The organism is Chryseobacterium taichungense (assembly GCF_900109935.1).
GTDB classification, from domain to species: Bacteria; Bacteroidota; Bacteroidia; order Flavobacteriales; family Weeksellaceae; genus Chryseobacterium; species Chryseobacterium taichungense.
Genome location: NZ_FOBV01000002.1, coordinates 625,202 through 641,655 on the forward strand (window position 1 = coordinate 625,202; position 16,454 = coordinate 641,655).

Annotated in this window: 19 protein-coding genes; 13 read left to right on the forward strand and 6 right to left on the reverse strand. The window is 33.8% G+C overall.

Annotated features, from left to right (window positions below; all coding sequences use genetic code 11):
• Nucleotides 1–34 precede the first annotated feature (34 nt).
• The gene (locus BMW64_RS06410; RefSeq protein ID WP_089999180.1) at nucleotides 35–454 is read right to left on the reverse strand and encodes a hypothetical protein; all 420 of its coding nucleotides are present in this window, start codon (nucleotides 452–454) and stop codon (nucleotides 35–37) included.
• A gap of 279 nt (nucleotides 455–733) precedes the next feature.
• On the opposite strand from BMW64_RS06410, the gene BMW64_RS06415 reads away from it, so the two are divergent.
• Nucleotides 734–976, forward strand: coding sequence for a hypothetical protein (locus BMW64_RS06415; protein ID WP_089999181.1), 243 nt, complete (start codon nucleotides 734–736; stop codon nucleotides 974–976).
• Here the strand turns inward: BMW64_RS06415 and BMW64_RS06420 are convergent.
• Together BMW64_RS06420 and BMW64_RS06425 are read right to left on the reverse strand one after the other, a co-directional pair.
• Entirely contained in the window at nucleotides 962–1,291 is a 330-nt protein-coding gene (locus BMW64_RS06420; RefSeq protein ID WP_089999182.1) for a hypothetical protein, read from the reverse strand. The genes BMW64_RS06415 and BMW64_RS06420 overlap by 15 nt on opposite strands.
• 399 nt (nucleotides 1,292–1,690) lie before the next feature.
• The gene (locus tag BMW64_RS06425; RefSeq protein ID WP_089999183.1) at nucleotides 1,691–2,338 is read right to left on the reverse strand and encodes a DUF1349 domain-containing protein; all 648 of its coding nucleotides are present in this window, start codon (nucleotides 2,336–2,338) and stop codon (nucleotides 1,691–1,693) included.
• Nucleotides 2,339–2,434: 96 nt separating this feature from the next.
• On the opposite strand from BMW64_RS06425, the gene BMW64_RS06430 reads away from it, so the two are divergent.
• From BMW64_RS06430 to BMW64_RS06465, 8 genes are all read left to right on the forward strand, one after another.
• Nucleotides 2,435–3,196 (forward strand): response regulator transcription factor, encoded by a 762-nt coding sequence (locus tag BMW64_RS06430; RefSeq protein ID WP_089999184.1) that lies wholly within the window; start codon nucleotides 2,435–2,437, stop codon nucleotides 3,194–3,196.
• 206 nt (nucleotides 3,197–3,402) lie between these two features.
• Nucleotides 3,403–4,659 (forward strand): aminotransferase class I/II-fold pyridoxal phosphate-dependent enzyme, encoded by a 1,257-nt coding sequence (locus BMW64_RS06435; protein ID WP_089999185.1) that lies wholly within the window; start codon nucleotides 3,403–3,405, stop codon nucleotides 4,657–4,659.
• A 6-nt stretch (nucleotides 4,660–4,665) separates the two neighbouring features.
• Nucleotides 4,666–5,295 (forward strand): TetR/AcrR family transcriptional regulator, encoded by a 630-nt coding sequence (locus BMW64_RS06440; RefSeq protein WP_089999186.1) that lies wholly within the window; start codon nucleotides 4,666–4,668, stop codon nucleotides 5,293–5,295.
• A 99-nt stretch (nucleotides 5,296–5,394) separates the two neighbouring features.
• On the forward strand, nucleotides 5,395–6,480 hold the full coding sequence (gene dnaX, locus BMW64_RS06445) for a DNA polymerase III subunit gamma/tau (RefSeq protein ID WP_089999187.1): 1,086 nt from the start codon (nucleotides 5,395–5,397) through the stop codon (nucleotides 6,478–6,480).
• Nucleotides 6,481–6,758: 278 nt separating this feature from the next.
• Entirely contained in the window at nucleotides 6,759–7,100 is a 342-nt protein-coding gene (locus BMW64_RS06450) for a hypothetical protein (RefSeq protein WP_228400860.1), read from the forward strand.
• A 425-nt stretch (nucleotides 7,101–7,525) separates the two neighbouring features.
• On the forward strand, nucleotides 7,526–8,605 hold the full coding sequence (locus BMW64_RS06455; RefSeq protein ID WP_089999188.1) for a chorismate mutase: 1,080 nt from the start codon (nucleotides 7,526–7,528) through the stop codon (nucleotides 8,603–8,605).
• 122 nt (nucleotides 8,606–8,727) lie between these two features.
• Nucleotides 8,728–9,654 (forward strand): ribosome small subunit-dependent GTPase A, encoded by a 927-nt coding sequence (gene rsgA, locus BMW64_RS06460; protein ID WP_089999189.1) that lies wholly within the window; start codon nucleotides 8,728–8,730, stop codon nucleotides 9,652–9,654.
• Between the two features lie 334 nt (nucleotides 9,655–9,988).
• A complete protein-coding gene (locus BMW64_RS06465; RefSeq protein ID WP_089999190.1) occupies nucleotides 9,989–10,405 on the forward strand; it encodes a nucleoside-diphosphate kinase in 417 nt (138 codons plus the stop codon).
• A gap of 295 nt (nucleotides 10,406–10,700) precedes the next feature.
• On the opposite strand, the gene rpe is transcribed toward BMW64_RS06465, so the two are convergent.
• Both rpe and chrP read right to left on the reverse strand, forming a co-directional pair.
• On the reverse strand, nucleotides 10,701–11,351 hold the full coding sequence (gene rpe, locus BMW64_RS06475) for a ribulose-phosphate 3-epimerase (RefSeq protein ID WP_089999192.1): 651 nt from the start codon (nucleotides 11,349–11,351) through the stop codon (nucleotides 10,701–10,703).
• 315 nt (nucleotides 11,352–11,666) lie between these two features.
• On the reverse strand, nucleotides 11,667–12,740 hold the full coding sequence (gene chrP, locus BMW64_RS06480; RefSeq protein WP_089999193.1) for a chryseobasin maturation metalloprotease ChrP: 1,074 nt from the start codon (nucleotides 12,738–12,740) through the stop codon (nucleotides 11,667–11,669).
• Between the two features lie 51 nt (nucleotides 12,741–12,791).
• On the opposite strand from chrP, the gene BMW64_RS06485 reads away from it, so the two are divergent.
• The gene (locus BMW64_RS06485) at nucleotides 12,792–13,496 is read left to right on the forward strand and encodes a DUF4294 domain-containing protein (protein WP_089999194.1); all 705 of its coding nucleotides are present in this window, start codon (nucleotides 12,792–12,794) and stop codon (nucleotides 13,494–13,496) included.
• A 35-nt stretch (nucleotides 13,497–13,531) separates the two neighbouring features.
• Here BMW64_RS06485 and BMW64_RS06490 read toward each other — a convergent pair whose 3' ends face one another.
• Nucleotides 13,532–13,948 carry an NUDIX domain-containing protein gene (locus BMW64_RS06490; RefSeq protein ID WP_089999195.1) on the reverse strand — a complete coding sequence of 139 codons (417 nt, stop codon included), beginning with the start codon at nucleotides 13,946–13,948 and terminating at the stop codon, nucleotides 13,532–13,534.
• Nucleotides 13,949–14,292: 344 nt separating this feature from the next.
• Here BMW64_RS06490 and BMW64_RS06495 point away from each other — a divergent pair, with 344 nt between their 5' ends.
• The 3 genes from BMW64_RS06495 (at nucleotide 14,293) to BMW64_RS06505 (ending at nucleotide 16,442) form a co-directional block, all read left to right on the forward strand.
• Complete coding sequence (locus tag BMW64_RS06495; protein WP_089999196.1) at nucleotides 14,293–15,291, forward strand: LacI family DNA-binding transcriptional regulator; 999 nt, start codon at nucleotides 14,293–14,295, stop codon at nucleotides 15,289–15,291.
• An 18-nt stretch (nucleotides 15,292–15,309) separates the two neighbouring features.
• Nucleotides 15,310–16,221, forward strand: a complete 912-nt coding sequence (locus BMW64_RS06500; protein ID WP_089999197.1) for a carbohydrate kinase family protein — start codon at nucleotides 15,310–15,312, stop codon at nucleotides 16,219–16,221.
• An 86-nt stretch (nucleotides 16,222–16,307) separates the two neighbouring features.
• The gene (locus BMW64_RS06505; protein ID WP_089999198.1) at nucleotides 16,308–16,442 is read left to right on the forward strand and encodes a protein with bacteriocin-type signal sequence; all 135 of its coding nucleotides are present in this window, start codon (nucleotides 16,308–16,310) and stop codon (nucleotides 16,440–16,442) included.
• Nucleotides 16,443–16,454 lie beyond the last annotated feature (12 nt).

Genomic DNA, 16,454 nt, shown 5'->3' on the forward strand with positions numbered 1-16,454 from the left:
AGCAGCATCTTTCTGATTGGAAAATATATTATAATTAAGATTCGGTGCCTACTAATCCGTAGCTCATAGTTGCCGGTTCTTTGCCAAACAGGCAAGAGAAGATATTCTGAAATTCGTGAATGTATTTACATCTGATAGAATTTCCATAGATTTTCAATCCCTCTACGATCTTCTTTGAGCTAAGATCAATATCATATTTTATAAATGCTTCCGGTCTTTCATATCTGATACGCTGATCAGAGCTGTAAGTTCTTAAAAAACCGAATTTTTCCAGCCATTCTTCTGTAATCTGAATCGGCTTTATAGAGTTTGCCGGAACAGAAAAACTATGAATGTCATTTTCAATTTTCACAAAATAATCTTTTTCATTATGATCCTGAAATATTTCAGTGATGTTATAAATCTGATTTTTGTATTCTACTAAATTTTTGATCTTTAAATCTGCAACGTTCATGATATTTTGTGTGTTTGAGTTATTATCCAAATTGGGTGATATGTTGTGTATTAATATTTACAAATACTATGCCTTATGTTTTGAATACAAATTAAACAGATAATACTTTTTAATCTATTCTACGATTGTAAGCCTTATAATCCCTTTAAAACAGGCTAACAGCAATAACTAAACAATATTTAAAAAGTTAAAAATGTGGTACACGTGTGGTATGTTAGGATTTAATCTTTTTATTATTTATCAATTTAAAGTGACTTATTTAATTATGATATATGGAATATGGACTTATTTAATTTTTGTTATCCTTACAACTCTCGTTGTTCAGGGGCTAAAATAAATGAAGATTCTGATATAAAACTTTCTTCCGAGACCAAAGAGGCATACTTAAAGCTGCTTGATGCTCAAAGGGCATGGCTTATAGAGCAAAATCATGATGAAAAGCAATATTTCGATGAAGATCTTATTCGAAAGCACCTCATGAAAATTGATCTGGAGGAAGAAAGGATTTTATTGATTCATTAAAAATACCAGGACTTTCTGCAGATATTCGTCTTCTTTAAGGACTTTATTATATGACTGCCGTGCATAGACAGGAGAAAGCTCATAATTGTCAGGCTTAGAATTAATATCCTCATTTTCAATGTAATTGAGATGACGAGTATAATCTTTAATAAGTTTATTAATCGTTTTTCTCTTCATTTTACACAAGGTATTGTTCTTTATTTTTTGTAAAGAATTAAGAATAAAGGATTTATCACCGTGAAAATTCACAACGTTTTTTACAAAAGAAAGGTTGTGATTATCCTGCATTACAGAATGGTCATCTTCAAAAATCATGATCGTTAAAGGTGTTAATAATTTAAAAAATGGTTCAAAACACTTAATGATTGTAAAAAATCAATTGACGGGAATAGGAAAGGACTTCCTCAATACCTTGATAAGGCTGTCTTTCGGTGTTATAAAGTGAGTTGACATCATAATAAATTTTAATGGTTGGTGTGTGAAATGATAAAATATCTTTGATTTTATACTCAAAACTTTTCATTCAAATATCTAACCAAATATTAATTTTATTTTAAAAATATTAAATAATTGTAATAAAACTACCGAAAAATGCAATTATTTATTTAAAAATGCAATTTTGTGGTATCTGTAAATCGTAAACTAAAAAAATAAAAAACCTCTCTGATCAGGAGAGGTTAATAAAATTGACTTGTATATTGAATTTAATTCAATCTATTTGTTGTTTTTCAGCCATTTGAGTCGTCGTTCATCAGGTAGATGCTTCACACTGAAATTTTCAAAAACAGCATTAAATCCATCACCATCCGGACAGGCAGCCATAAGGCCCACCATAACAGGAGAATTATCCTGAAGATGGGCATTACGCATCATGATATAGTTTTTATCGTCAAAAGAATAGAATATTTCCACGGCATCAAGTCTTCTTACCGCTTTTATCCACATATCGGATGGTGTTTTATCTAATGTTATCACACTCCAGTCACTGGTCGTATGGGTAACAACTGTGCTGAGATTGTATTTCCCGTCTACAAATTCAATTCCTGCTTTTATATAGTTTTCCTTATCAATCCTCAGCATAATGCCCATCTGGTCAAATCTTGCCTTGTAATTTCCTTTTATTTTCACTTTAGCTTCGAACTCTCCACCATACGTTGAGTATAAAAATGGAGCATCGTCTACTGTAAATCCGTAATGTGAGATCCTCCAGTAATCGCTTTGAGGGGTCACAAACATGCTTAACGTATTATTTTTAATCTCCCATTTCGAAGGCTCATTAAACCATATCATTTTTTCTAATGTCTGTGCAGCGATTTTATTAACCATGCCCAATACACAAAAACTTAAAAATATTTTCTTCATTTTAAATCTCACGGATTAATCCACGTGTAATTATTATTAATTTAGCAAAAATATTATTTAAAGGTATTTGGTTCAATACTGAAAAATAACCATTTTATGAAAATTGTAAAGAAACTTAGTGAGACTCTGCTGCAACATCAAGAAGATAAACTTTGTCTGATGGATGTTGAAACATATAAGTCTATTGCAGAAGCTTACACCAAAGCCGAAAATTCACTTGCAGTTCTGAGTGATATGCAGCTCAATAAAAGCTATATTTTTAGTTCTAGGACAGCATCGGAGCTTGGATTAAGTTTTACGCATTATCCAACGGTTATCAATTCTATATGGGAAGAAGAAATTCTTAAAAAAATTCATCCGGATGATAAACTGAAAAAATATGTTCATGAACTCAGATTCTTTAAATTTTCAGAATCAGTACAGCATGAAAAACGTTCTGAATTCAGCGTTCTTTCAAAGATCAGAATGAAAGATAAAAATGAAATCTATAAGTTTATAAGGCATAGAATGTTTTATTTTTTCTCATCTTATAATGCAAAGCTTAGGTTTGCCCTATGCCTTTATGACATCGATCTGGATCAATCAAAGCTGTCATCCTCTGAATTTTTAATTATAAACTCCGTAAAAGGGGAAATTGTAATTGATGATAAATTGGATTATAATAGTATTCTTTCTAAACGCGAAGTTGAAGTTCTTAAGTATGTTGGCGAAGGCTATACCAGTAAAGAAATTGCAGATCATCTATCCATAAGTATCAATACGGTACATCGACACCGACAGAATATTCTCGAAAAACTGAAGGTTAAAAATTCAGTAAGTGCCGTCAATGAAATAAAAAAAGATAAAAATTTATACTAAATTGATTAATAACTATTTAAAATATATTAACAAATATTACGTAATTTGCCTTTTTTATTCTATTTAGTGGTGAATATTGAGAATGTGGTACACTTTTATGACTTTTTAATAAAAAATAATTCAATCATTGTATTTTTTTTAATGAAAAATTGATTTTATTTTAAATAAATCCTATATTTGTTATAACAACAACAAACATTTAAAGGATGAATATTAATTTTACAACGGCAACATTTAAAGATTTCGAAAATATCCCTGGAATGGATATGATGGAACGAGCGGATATTTATTATGATTTTCTGGAATATATGAAAAAAAACGGTCACAGATATAGATTACAGAACAACACTGGCTGTAGCTCTGTCATGAAGGTCGGCACGGAAAATGTAACAAAAGAATTCATAAGTTTCGTTACAAGTGATTATTTAGGGTTTACGCAGCATCCAAAAGTAAAGGAAGCTGCAATAGAAGGTGTCAGAAAGTTTGGTACAGGTTCTGCTGCAACTCCTCTTATCGGAGGATATTATTCATATCATAATGATCTCGAATCGAAAATAGCAAGTTTTTTTGGGCGTTCGGCAGATGAAGCGGTAACTTTTACTACAGGATATACTGCAAATAGCGCTACTCTGCAAATTTTACTGCAAAAAGAAGATATTGCAATTATTGATATGGCGGTACATGCAAGCGTTTATGAAGGATGTCTGCTTACCAATAGAAAAACATTTCCTCATAATAACTTAGAAGCACTGGAACAGATTTTAAAACTATCTAAAAATCAGTTTCGTACAAAATTGGTAGTGATTGATGGTGTATATTCTCAGGATGGAGACATTGCACCTATTGAAGAAATTTATAAATTAGTGCAAAAATACGGAGCCTACCTTATGATTGATGATGTACATGGAGTAGGGATTTTAGGAAAAACAGGAAGAGGAACTATTGAAGACACAGGATTGTTGGATAAAGTTGATATTATCACCGGAACATTCAGTAAAACATTTGGGAATCTCGGTGGATATGTCATTGCAAACAAAAAACTTACAAATTTTATCAGATTCCAGTCTCGGCAGCAGATATTTTCAGCTACAATCACTCCTGGAACTGCAGCAGGCACTATTAAAGCAATTGATTTAATTGACGAAGAACCGCATTGGCGCCTGAAACTTTGGGAAAATATTAATTATTTCAAAAAAGGGCTCAATGATTTGAAATTAGACACAGGAACAACATGCTCTGCGGTCGTTCCTGTAAAAATTGGAGATCTGCATGTCACTATGGATTGTGGTAAAATGCTTTTAGAAAGAGGTATTTATACAAATCCGATTATGTATCCCGCAGTATCAAGAAAGGATGCAAGAATCAGAATGAGTGTTACGGCAGCACACGAAAAGGAACATCTTGATCAAACACTCAATGCATTTGAGGATATCAATAAAAAGTTGCATATTGCAAAAAAATAATTACAAATGGCTAGAAAAGTTGTACAAGGCCCTATTAGGGATAAAGAAAAGACGAAACAAAAGCTGCTTGGAGCAGTTGGAAAAATTTTAAGAACAAAAGGCTATGCCGGACTGAAAGTCAGCAAGATAGCCGCTGTAGCAGGATTTGACAAAAAACTTATTTACGAGTATTTCGGAAGCACCGATAAACTGATTGATGAATATATCAGAACTCAGGATTATTGGAGCAAAATGAATCAGGATAATATCGAAGTAGATATTTCTGATGGCGGAAAAGAACTTTCCAAGATGGCAATTTTAAATCAATATGAGCAGATCAAGAAGAACAAAGAACTTCAGAAGATCATTCTATGGGGACTTTCAGAAAGTAAGCCACTCCTGAAAAAGATAGCAGATGAAAGAGAAGAAATGGGTGAATTGCTGTTTAAAAACATTGTAGATCCGCATTTTAAAGAAAAATCAACAAGATATCGTGCCATAGCAGCGCTTTTGGTATCAGGGGCCTATTATCTGAATCTTTATACAGCTTATAACGCAAGTACGTTCTGTGGTATTGATCTGAAATCTGATGAAGGTAGAAATGAGATCGAAAAAGCGATTAGTGAGATCATTGATTTTGCGTATTCTGAAAGATAAATGATGAGAAAAAATTTTCCTATTGACCAATAATGAGTTTTGTGGATAACTTGAAATTGAAAATTTTCAAATTACAACTATATTTCTTACTTTTGGCCAATGGAAAATTTTATCGTATCTGCACGAAAGTATCGTCCACAACAATTTGACACTGTTGTCGGGCAATCTCACATTACGGATACTTTAGAACATGCAATCGGAGAAAATCAGCTCGCTCAGGCTTTGCTATTTTGCGGACCAAGAGGTGTAGGTAAAACTACCTGCGCAAGGATCCTCGCCAGAAAAATCAATGAAAAAGACGGTTCCGTTTCAGAGGACGGCTTTGCCTATAATATCTATGAGCTCGATGCTGCTTCAAACAACTCCGTAGATGATATCCGCGAACTGATAGATCAGGTACGTTTTGCTCCTCAGGTTGGTAAATACAAAGTGTACATCATTGACGAGGTACACATGCTATCTTCTGCAGCCTTTAATGCTTTCCTTAAAACACTGGAAGAACCACCTGCGCATGCCATTTTTATTCTGGCAACAACCGAAAAACATAAGATCATTCCTACCATCTTATCACGTTGTCAGATTTACGATTTTAAAAGAATCACAATTGAAGATATTCAGGGACACTTAAGAAACATCGCTCAGAAAGAGAACATTCAATATGAAGACGATGCTCTTTATCTGATTGCTCAAAAAGCTGATGGTGCATTGAGAGATGCCTTGTCTATTTTTGACAGACTTTCCACTTTTTCGCAGAAAAATATTACATTGGCAAAAGCTGCTGAAGTATTGAATATTCTGGATTATGATCAATATCTGAAAATTGTAGATCTTGCCAAAGAAAATAAGATTCCGGAAGTGCTTGCGGCATTCAACGAAATCGTGAAAAAAGGTTTTGATCCCCATATTTTTATAGCAGGACTTGGAAGTCATTTCAGAGACCTTATGATGGCCCAAAATACGGCTACAATTGATCTTATTGAAGTTGGAGAACAAACTAAATCCAAATTTGTACAGCAGGCTCAGAACTGGAACGCTCAACAGCTCATCGATGCTATTGAAATCTGTAACCATGCAGATATCAATTATAAAAATTCTAAAAATCCAAGACTTACCATAGAAATTGCATTAATGCAATTAACTTCTATTACATCGAATTCTGATATTTCTAAAAAAAAAAGTTTATAATATTAGCTCCGTTTCTCAATGAGAAGCAGGAAATAAAACTTCCTGAAAAAGCTATTGAAAAAAAAATAGAGGTAAAAATCAGCCAATCGCAAACAGAAGAGCTGAATAAACCTCACGAAACGGAAATAAAAAAGACAACGAAGCCATTAACCAGGCAGGTAGTTTCCTCCGGATTCAGCATTAATGCTTTTTTAAATAAGGATGAAAAATCTGAAGAAGAGGAAACTGTCGTTATAAAAACAGAAAGTCTTCCTCAAAACCATTTTACGGATACAGATTTGCAGGCAGAATGGAATTTATTACTGAAGCAGCTGCAAAAGAAAGATACCTTTGTTTTTAATGCCATTAAATCATTTAAGCTTGTAAAATCAGGTGAAAACCAGATTACAGTAATGTTCCCTTCAGATTCTGCCAAGATAGAATTTGACAAAGTGAGCCGCGAATTTTTTAATCATTTTAAAACTAAAGTTCATAATTTTTCCATTGAGATTGTTTATCAGCGTGACGTTGAAAATCTGAAGATCGAAGTGATGACCAAAAGAAAAATCTTTGAAAAATTTGTTCAGAAAAATCCTTTATTAAAAGATCTTGATGATCTCATGAGATTTGATCTTACATAGGCCCCAATGCAAAAACAGATTTTTATAAAATTCAATCTACCATATAAATAAATTTTATATATTTGCTAAACATTTGCACAGAAAATCTTTTTTCAATAATAGCAAATTAAAAAGAAAAGCTCATAAATAAACGATCAATAGTGGAAAATCTGGTAAAACCATTTATATCTGTTTCTGCGCCCGCTGAATATTTTAGCGGTTATTTTAGCTTTTCTTCAACTTATTTTGGAAGTTCAGAAAGAAATTATCGATTTTATTGGTATTGCTAACTGAATTTCTTTCCAAAAAATAACAGGATCAATGGCTTCCATTTCCTGATTCCTTAATAAAAATTTTAACGGCATTTTTTAGAAAGAATTATAAAGTAAATTTATAATGCTACTGCTATGTATATAAACAAATAAGAATAAAATAATTAAGAATAAATGAATCTAAAAGAATTACAGAACGACTGGATCAACGCTTTTTCGCAACCGATGATGATTGCGGGGCCATGCAGTGCGGAAAGCGAATCTCAGATGCTGGAAACAGCCCGAAGAATTAAAGAAACTAATGCTAATGTTCCGATATTCCGTGCTGGAATCTGGAAGCCACGTACCAAGCCAAACGGATTTGAAGGGGTAGGAGTGATCGGTCTAAACTGGCTAAAGAAAGTAAAAGAAGAATACGGATTTAAAACAGCTACCGAAGTTGCCAATGCCCACCATGTCTTTGCAGCACTGGAAGCAGATGTTGATATTCTTTGGATCGGCGCCCGTTCTACTGTGAATCCATTTACTGTTCAGGAAATCGCTATGGCATTACGAGGTACAGAAAAAACAATTTTGGTAAAGAATCCTGTTAATCCGGATCTTGCTTTATGGATCGGTGCTTTGGAAAGACTTTTAGGCCAGGGAATAAAAAACCTGGGAGTTATTCACAGAGGATTTTCAACGTATCAGAAAACAAAATACAGAAATAATCCAAACTGGCAGATTGCCCTGGATTTTAAGAGCCAGTTTCCCAATATCCCGATGCTTATCGATCCTTCTCACATCTGTGGAAATAGAATAGGCTTGGCAGATATTACTCAGGAAGCCCTGAATGTAGGTTACCAAGGAGCTATTATTGAAACGCATGCAAATCCTGATGAGGCATGGAGCGACGCTGCACAACAGATCACACCGGAAATTCTGGCAGAGCTAATTGGTAATCTGAAAATGAGAAATACAGATCTTGCGGGCTTTGAAGGTGATATGGGAAGACACAGAACATTAATCTCCGACATTGATTTTCAACTTATTGAATTACTGTCACAAAGAATGAAAATTTCAGAGAAAATCGGAAGACTTAAAAAAGAAAATGATATTGCCATATTTCAACCGGAACGCTGGAAAGTGATTACCGAATATGCAATACAGAAAGCTGTAGAAACAGGAATGTCTAAAGAATTTATTGAAAAGGTTTTTAAAGCCATTCACGAAGAATCTATTGAAGTTCAGAATAATATTATGATCAACAGATAAAAGCACTGTTTATAAATTTTTCAAGGGCTTGGAACTTAGAAATTAACTTTTACATTTCGCTGTAAATTGCTTAAATTCTAAATTCTAAGCCCTAATTCGTTATATTTGCATCAAGTTACGATATGAAAGGAAAAGTTATTAAATCTACGGGAAGTTGGTATCAGGTTTTGGAAACGGAAACCGGCAAAATCTTTGAAGCCAGGATTCGCGGTAAATTTAAACTGATAAAAACAAGACTTACCAATCCACTTGCTGTAGGTGATTTTGTGGAATTTCAGCTTGAACAGGATGATATCGCATGGATTACAAAAATTGAACCCCGTAGAAATTATCTGATCAGAAAATCTGTAAACCTTTCAAAAGAAGCTCATATAATCGCTTCCAATATTGATCTCGCTTGTTTTATTTTTACTTTAAAGCACCCAGAAACCTCTCTTGGTTTTTTAGACCGATTTCTGGCGTGTTGTGAAGCTTACAATATTACACCACTTATTTTATTCAATAAAATTGATGTTCTTCATGAAGAAGAAATAGAAATTGTAAAGGATATTGAATTTCTCTACAGCGAAATAGGATATGAATCTCTTGAAATTTCTTCATATTCTAAATTAAACCTCGACCAGCTAAAGGAATTGCTAAAAGATAAAACTTCTGTTTTTTTCGGACATTCCGGTTGTGGTAAATCTACGCTGGTTAATGCATTGCAGCCCGGATTAAATTTAAAAACATCCGAAATTTCCGATACTCATCTAAAAGGAAAACATACAACAACTTTTGCCCAAATGCATTTCTGGGATTTTGGCGGTAATGTGATCGATACGCCAGGAGTAAGGGAATTTGCAATGATTGATATAGAAAAAGAAGAAGTACAACATTACTTCCCTGAAATCTTCAAGAAAAGAGAAGAATGTAAATTTCATAATTGCCTTCACATTAATGAACCAAAGTGCGCTGTAATTGCTGGGCTTGAAACAGGAGAGATTCAGCACTCCAGATATTCCACTTATATTAAGTTGATGGAGGAAGCCGAAGAATCCGTTCAGAAATAATTCAAGATTTAGTTAAAAATAATTCATTTCAACCTTCATTGATTTAAAATGAAGCAATAATCTATTGATTTCATTAACGTTATATTCTCCTTATTATTTTTTATGATAAGAAATCCTTGAAACATGCACAATAAAAAACCCAGCCGAAGCTGGGTAAAAACTAATAACCATGAAAACTCAAATTAAACATGAGAATCGGAATATTAGAAACAATTACTGTGCCAAAGTTTTATTTACTATTTCTTAACAAATGTTATTTTTATGTTAAAATTTGTTTAAAATATAAGTAACAGATTTTTTTTGTATTTTTGCGCCATTAAAAAAATATACATATATGTCTAACATTACATTCACCATGATTAAACCAGATGCTGTTGCAGACGGACATATCGGTGCTATATTAGGGAAAATCGCAGAAGGAGGTTTTAAAATTAAAGCATTAAAATTAACGCAGCTTACCGTTGATGATGCAAAAAAATTCTACGAAGTTCACGCTGAAAGACCATTCTATGGAGAATTGGTTGAATTTATGAGCTCAGGACCAATCGTTGCAGCAGTTCTTGAAAAAGATAATGCTGTTGAAGATTTCAGAACTTTAATTGGTGCTACAAACCCTGCTGAAGCTGCAGAAGGCACAATCAGAAAAATGTTTGCAAGAAGCATCGGAGAGAATGCTGTTCACGGTTCTGATTCTGATGAAAACGCTCTTATTGAAGCTAAATTTCATTTTTCAGGAAGAGAAATTTTCTAAGAAAAATTCACTCAACAATATATGTCCGGAGAAAAATATTTCTCCGGATTTTTTTTGTCCATAAATAATTAACTATAAATCATGCTAAAGCATCGATCAACAATTAAGATTCCGTATTTATACGCAATGATAAATTCAGTATTTATACGGATGTTTGTTGTGGTATTTTTTTGCAATTTTACAGTGTTAAAACAACAAGGAAAATTTAAAACTAATAACCGTAAGGACTTAATTTCAGTGAAGAAGGAAAAGGCAGCTTAATAAGCTGCCTTTTTGTCATATTTTTTGGTCGGATTTAAATTTTAAGAAGTTCTATTGTCCTTTCCGGATTTTCTGCTGAAAATACAGCATTTCCAGCTACTAATACATCTGCTCCGGCCTCGAAAAGTTTAGCTGCATTATCGATATTTATCCCCCCGTCAATTTCAATAAGAGCGGTAGAATTATTACTTAAAATAAGATCTTTGGTTTCTGCAATTTTCTTGTATGTATTCTCAATGAATTTTTGTCCGCCAAAACCTGGGTTTACACTCATAAGCAACACAAGGTCAACATCTGCAATGATATCTTCCAGCATCAGTACAGGAGTGGAAGGATTCAGGACAACGCCAGCCTTCGCTCCCAAACTCTGAATATGATGAATGGTTCGGTGAAGATGGGTGCAAGCTTCATAATGTACAGAAACAAGATCAGCGCCCTGATTGATGAATTCTTCCACATATTTTTCAGGTTCCACAATCATGAGATGCACATCAACAAACTTTTTGGCATGCTGCTGAACTGTCTTCATCACAGGAAAACCAAATGAGATGTTGGGAACGAATCTTCCGTCCATTACATCCACATGAAGCCAATCGGCCTGTGAATTATTTATCATCTCTATATCTCTCTGCAGGTTTCCGAAATCTGCAGCCAACAGGGAAGGAGCAATAAGTTTTGTTTTCATTTTTACTTTTATACTTTTCTATTATATTATTGAATCAAACAATACACAAAAACACTTCCTAAAATAATTGTTTCAATGACTGTTAACTTAATATTACTGAATTTGAGCACCAGTAATCGGTCAACGATGAATAATACCAAAGGTACTACGCTGCACACGAGTAAAGTTTCGAGAATCATTTTATATGCCGAACCTATTTTCGGTGGATCAAACCATTTATATACGATCAAAAAAAGAACATAACTAAAATATAATGCTGTCAAAACGGATACAAATGTCGGCTTACTGACAAGATGATTCAAGAAATTGCTCATTTTAATGATACTTAAGTTTCATTTCCGGTTGAATTTTAAGAAGAGTTTCATAAATCAGCTTAATCACATTTCCTACGTCTTCTTTAGAAACCATTTCTACCGTCGTGTGCATGTACCGTAACGGCAATGAAATCAGTGCACTTGGAACTCCACCGTTAGAGTGTGCAAAAGCATCCGTATCAGTACCGGTCATTCTGCTTGCAGCAGCTCTTTGGAAAGGAATTTTTTCAGTTTTTGCTGTTTCTATGATCAATTCTCTGATCGTATGATGAACGCTTGGTGCAAAAAATACAACCGGTCCGTCACCACATTTCTGATCACCTTCTTTTTTCTTTTCGATCATCGGAGTAGAAGTATCGTGGGTAACATCTGTTACGATTGCAATATTTGGCTTTATCGTATCTGCAATCATATCAGCACCATACAATCCCACTTCTTCCTGAACAGAATTGGTAATGTACAAACCGAAAGGAAGTGATTTTTTATTTTCCTTTAAAAGACGTGCCACTTCAGCAATCATGAAACCTCCGATCCTGTTATCTAAAGCTCTACAGACAAAATACCTGTTGTTCATTTCAAAAAATTCATCAGGATAAGTAATCATGCACCCGATATAGATTCCCATTTCCTCTACTTCTTTTTTTGAAGTTGCCCCACAGTCGATAAAAATATTTTCAATTTTAGGAGTAGGCTCGTTCTGATTCGTTCTGGTATGAATAGCCGGCCATCCGAAAACACCTTTTACAATTCCGTTTTCTCCATGAATGTGAACAACTTTGGAAGGAGCTATCGTCTGATCTGAACCGCCGTTTCTGATTACATAAATCAATCCGTCATCTGTAATATAATTCACGTACCATGAAATTTCGTCTGCATGGGCTTCGATCACCACTTTAAATTCAGCTTCATGATTGATAATACCATAGCATGTACCATAATGATCGACCTCAGTTTTGTCAACATAAGATTTTATATAATCCATCCAGATTTTCTGGCCTTCATGCTCATATCCGGTAGGGGAAGAAGTATTTAAATATTTTTCTAAAAATTTCAAAGATTTCTTATCAAATTTCATAAAAAGGAATGATTTTTGCGTTTAATTTTCTTTATAATAGGTGTAAAAATAATGAAATTTAGCAAGATTTTTTGTCTTTATCTTTTCTTTTTTGGGGTGAGTGTTTTTGGTCAGAAAGATTCTGTTATTGCAAAGCCATTAAGCCAATACCCTCAGGAACTTTTAAAGGTAGACGAATTCGGAAATAAATATTTTTATGATGAACGGCAGAAAGCGAAAATCTATGAAATAAATGGCGAGACGGTGGTTGTAATGGATGAATTGATTTTGCTTAACAAACCGAAATTCAACAATCAGCTCGATAGGAATTATTACTATTTTTTAAATAAAAAACTATACAGGGTTTATCCACTGTTTGTAACTGCTCTGCAGCAATATAGAGACATTCAGGGAGAAATGAATAATCTTGACAGTAAAGCAAAAAGAAAATACATAAAAGATCGTCAGAATATCCTTGCGGACCAATATGAGAAGCAGCTTCGGGATTTGACCACAACAGAAGGACAGATTTTTGCGAAGTTGATGAACAGAGCTACCGGAAAAAATGTGTATGAAATTATTAAGGAGCTAAGAGGCGGCTGGAGTGCATTCTGGTGGAATCTTAAAGGTAAAATGGCAGATATCGATCTCAAAGACAAATATGATCCGCACAATAAAACTACCGATCAATACCTTGAGTCACTGCTTCAGTCAAACTGGAACTCAGGCTACCTTCAGCCTTATCCGGGAGCAAATAATTTCAAAGTTTACAAATAATAATCAGCATAATTAAAATTCCTGTAAGTATTTTCTTACAGGAATTTTTCTTTCAGTTTATCAAAAACGATTTTATCGACGGGCAAAACAAAAGGATTTTCAGGGGTATCAATATCAGTCCATTCGGTCTTTTCGATGCACGGATCAAGGATCAGAAAATCTTCTTCATTGATGATATCTACGAGATAATAAATCGTCAGCAGCTGCTCATTTTCTCTGAAACGTGAGACCAGGAAATTTTCCTGTGTGTAAAAATGTTCAACCACGTTTATCTTTACGTTTAGTTCTTCATCAAATTCACGATGAAGACATTCTATTACTCCCTCACCGAATTCCAGGCCACCACCCGGAAATTTCATTAGTGGCTCACCTGCATATTCCTCAAATAAAGCCAAAACTTTTTTGTCCTTTACAGCACATGCATAAACCCTAATGTTTATCTTGTCTATCATATATAATAATTTGTAAAGCTAAAATAAGCAATTATGGTTAAAAGGACAATACAACAGAATGATAATCCAATTTTGAATATAATTTTGAATTAAAAATAATTTTAACTAAATTAAGATGGATAAACGTTTAACCAAAAAAGCAAGAAAGTATCATAATTTCGAATATTTCATTATAACGATTCATAATACTTAAAATTTAAATATGTAATAATCAAAACTTTAAGGAACAAAAAAATAATTATTTAAAAAGCCGCGAAACTACAATTATTTTTTAAATGTCCAAAAAATAATGCTATTGTTTTTTAGTGCTTTTATGAGATATTTTTGCGGTAAAGTCAACCATAATGAAAAGAGCTTCTATAAAAGATATTGCAAGATTGGCAGAAGTTTCTGTCGCGACTGTTTCCTATGTTCTCAATCAGAAAGAGGGAAGCCGAATAAGTGAAGCTACTAGAAAAAGGATTTTGGAAGTCGCACAAAACATCAATTATACACCCAATAAAATTGCCAAAAGCCTTAAAATGCGAAAAAGCAAATTGATAGGCCTTATTGTGGCGGATATTTCCAATGATTTTTATTCTAATATCGCCCGCAGCATTGAAGACGAAGCCATGAAACTTGGTTACACTCTTCTGATCGGAAGCTGCGACGAAAATCCGGAAAAATTCAAAAGACTTACGGAATTGTTCTCCGAGCAGCAGGTAGATGGGATGATCATTGCTCCTGTAGTAGATTCAGATGAAGCCATCAACAAGCTGATCAGAGAAGAATATCCTATTGTAACGATTGACAGGTATCTTAAAAATATAGATCTTCCTGGGGTAATGATCAATAATTCAGAAATCTCGGAACAGATTTGTGATTATTTGCTAAAGAAAAACTTTACAGAACTTATTTATGTCGGATATGATACTGAATTACCACATTTGCTTGACCGAGAAAATGGTTTTGAAAAAAGAATTGAAAAATCAGATGTTAAAGTAAAAAGAATTTTAACGGGCATTCATAATATTACGGAAGAAGTGCACCATCAGCTGAAAGCAAACCTCGATCTTTCTAAAAAAACGGCCATTTATTTTTCAAGTAATAAATTGGGAATTGCCGGGCTGAGATATCTTATCGACAATGAGATAAAGGTGCCTGCAGATGTGTCACTGGTTGCTTTTGATGAGACAGAAGCTTATTATCTTTTTCCTAGTGAAGTAAGTTTTGTACAACAGCCGCTGGCCGAAATGGCAAGAGAGTCTGTTAAACTTCTTGATAACCAAATTAACAATTACAATCCGAAAGGAGAAAGAATGATTTTGCAGGCAAAATTTATGGAACGTAACTCTGTAGAATAATAATATTTAAATGACAATATGAAAGATAAAAATGCTTATATCGTATGTTTTGGGGAGGTTCTTTGGGATATTTTCCCAGAAGGTTCAAGAGCAGGAGGGGCGCCATTTAATGTAGCTTATCACGTTCATAAGGCGGGGATTGATGTAAAAGTACTCAGCAGAACAGGAAATGATGAGCTGGGCGGCGAGTTAAAACAGAAAATAAAAAACTGGGGTATTTCAACAGATTTCATACAAAACGACAATATACACCCGACCAGTATTGTAATCGCTAAAATTGATGAACATAACGAAGCAACATATGAAATTATTGATAATGTTGCATGGGATCATATTGAATATCTTCCTGAACACAATGATTTGATTTCTAACGCTGAAGCATTTGTATACGGAAGTCTTTCTTCAAGAAATGAAAAGACAAAAAACACACTGCTCCAGCTTTTGGAAAAGGCTCAACTCAAAATTTTTGATGTCAACTTCAGGCCTCCTTTTATTGATACAGAGCATATTGAAACACTTTTACATAAAGCCGACATTGTAAAAATCAATAAATCCGAACTACAACAAATTTTGGATTTTACCGGCGAAAAATATACGACGGAAGAAGAGGCTGTACAATATATTCAGAAACGTTTTCAGATTAAAGAAGTTGTTTTAACCAAGGGAAGTGAAGGAGCAAAATATTTCGTAGGTGAAAAAGTGTACACCGCAGATGCTGTGCCAGTGACGGTTGTCGATACCGTAGGAAGCGGGGATTCATTTCTTTCAGGTTTTATATCAAAAAGAATTTATGATGAAAGTCCTGAAGAAATCCTTCAACAAGCTGTCGCATTAGGAGCTTTTATTACTTCAAAATCAGGCGCGTGTCCTGAATATGAGTATTCCGATTTTCAGGAATTTAAAAAGAGTATAAATGCTTCTACCACATAAATGAAAATCATGGAATATTTTACTAAAAAACTGTAATATTCATGAATAAACTTCGTTTTATATTTAACCAACAAAATTAAAGCGATATGAAAAATTTAAAGAAACTGACAAAAACAGAACTTAAGTCAACGTACGGCGGACAACCAAAAAAGTATTGCGTATACTGTGAAAGATTAAATAAAACAGTTTGCAGTGAAGTCCCGATCGCACAATGTCCTTAACAACTTATGAAA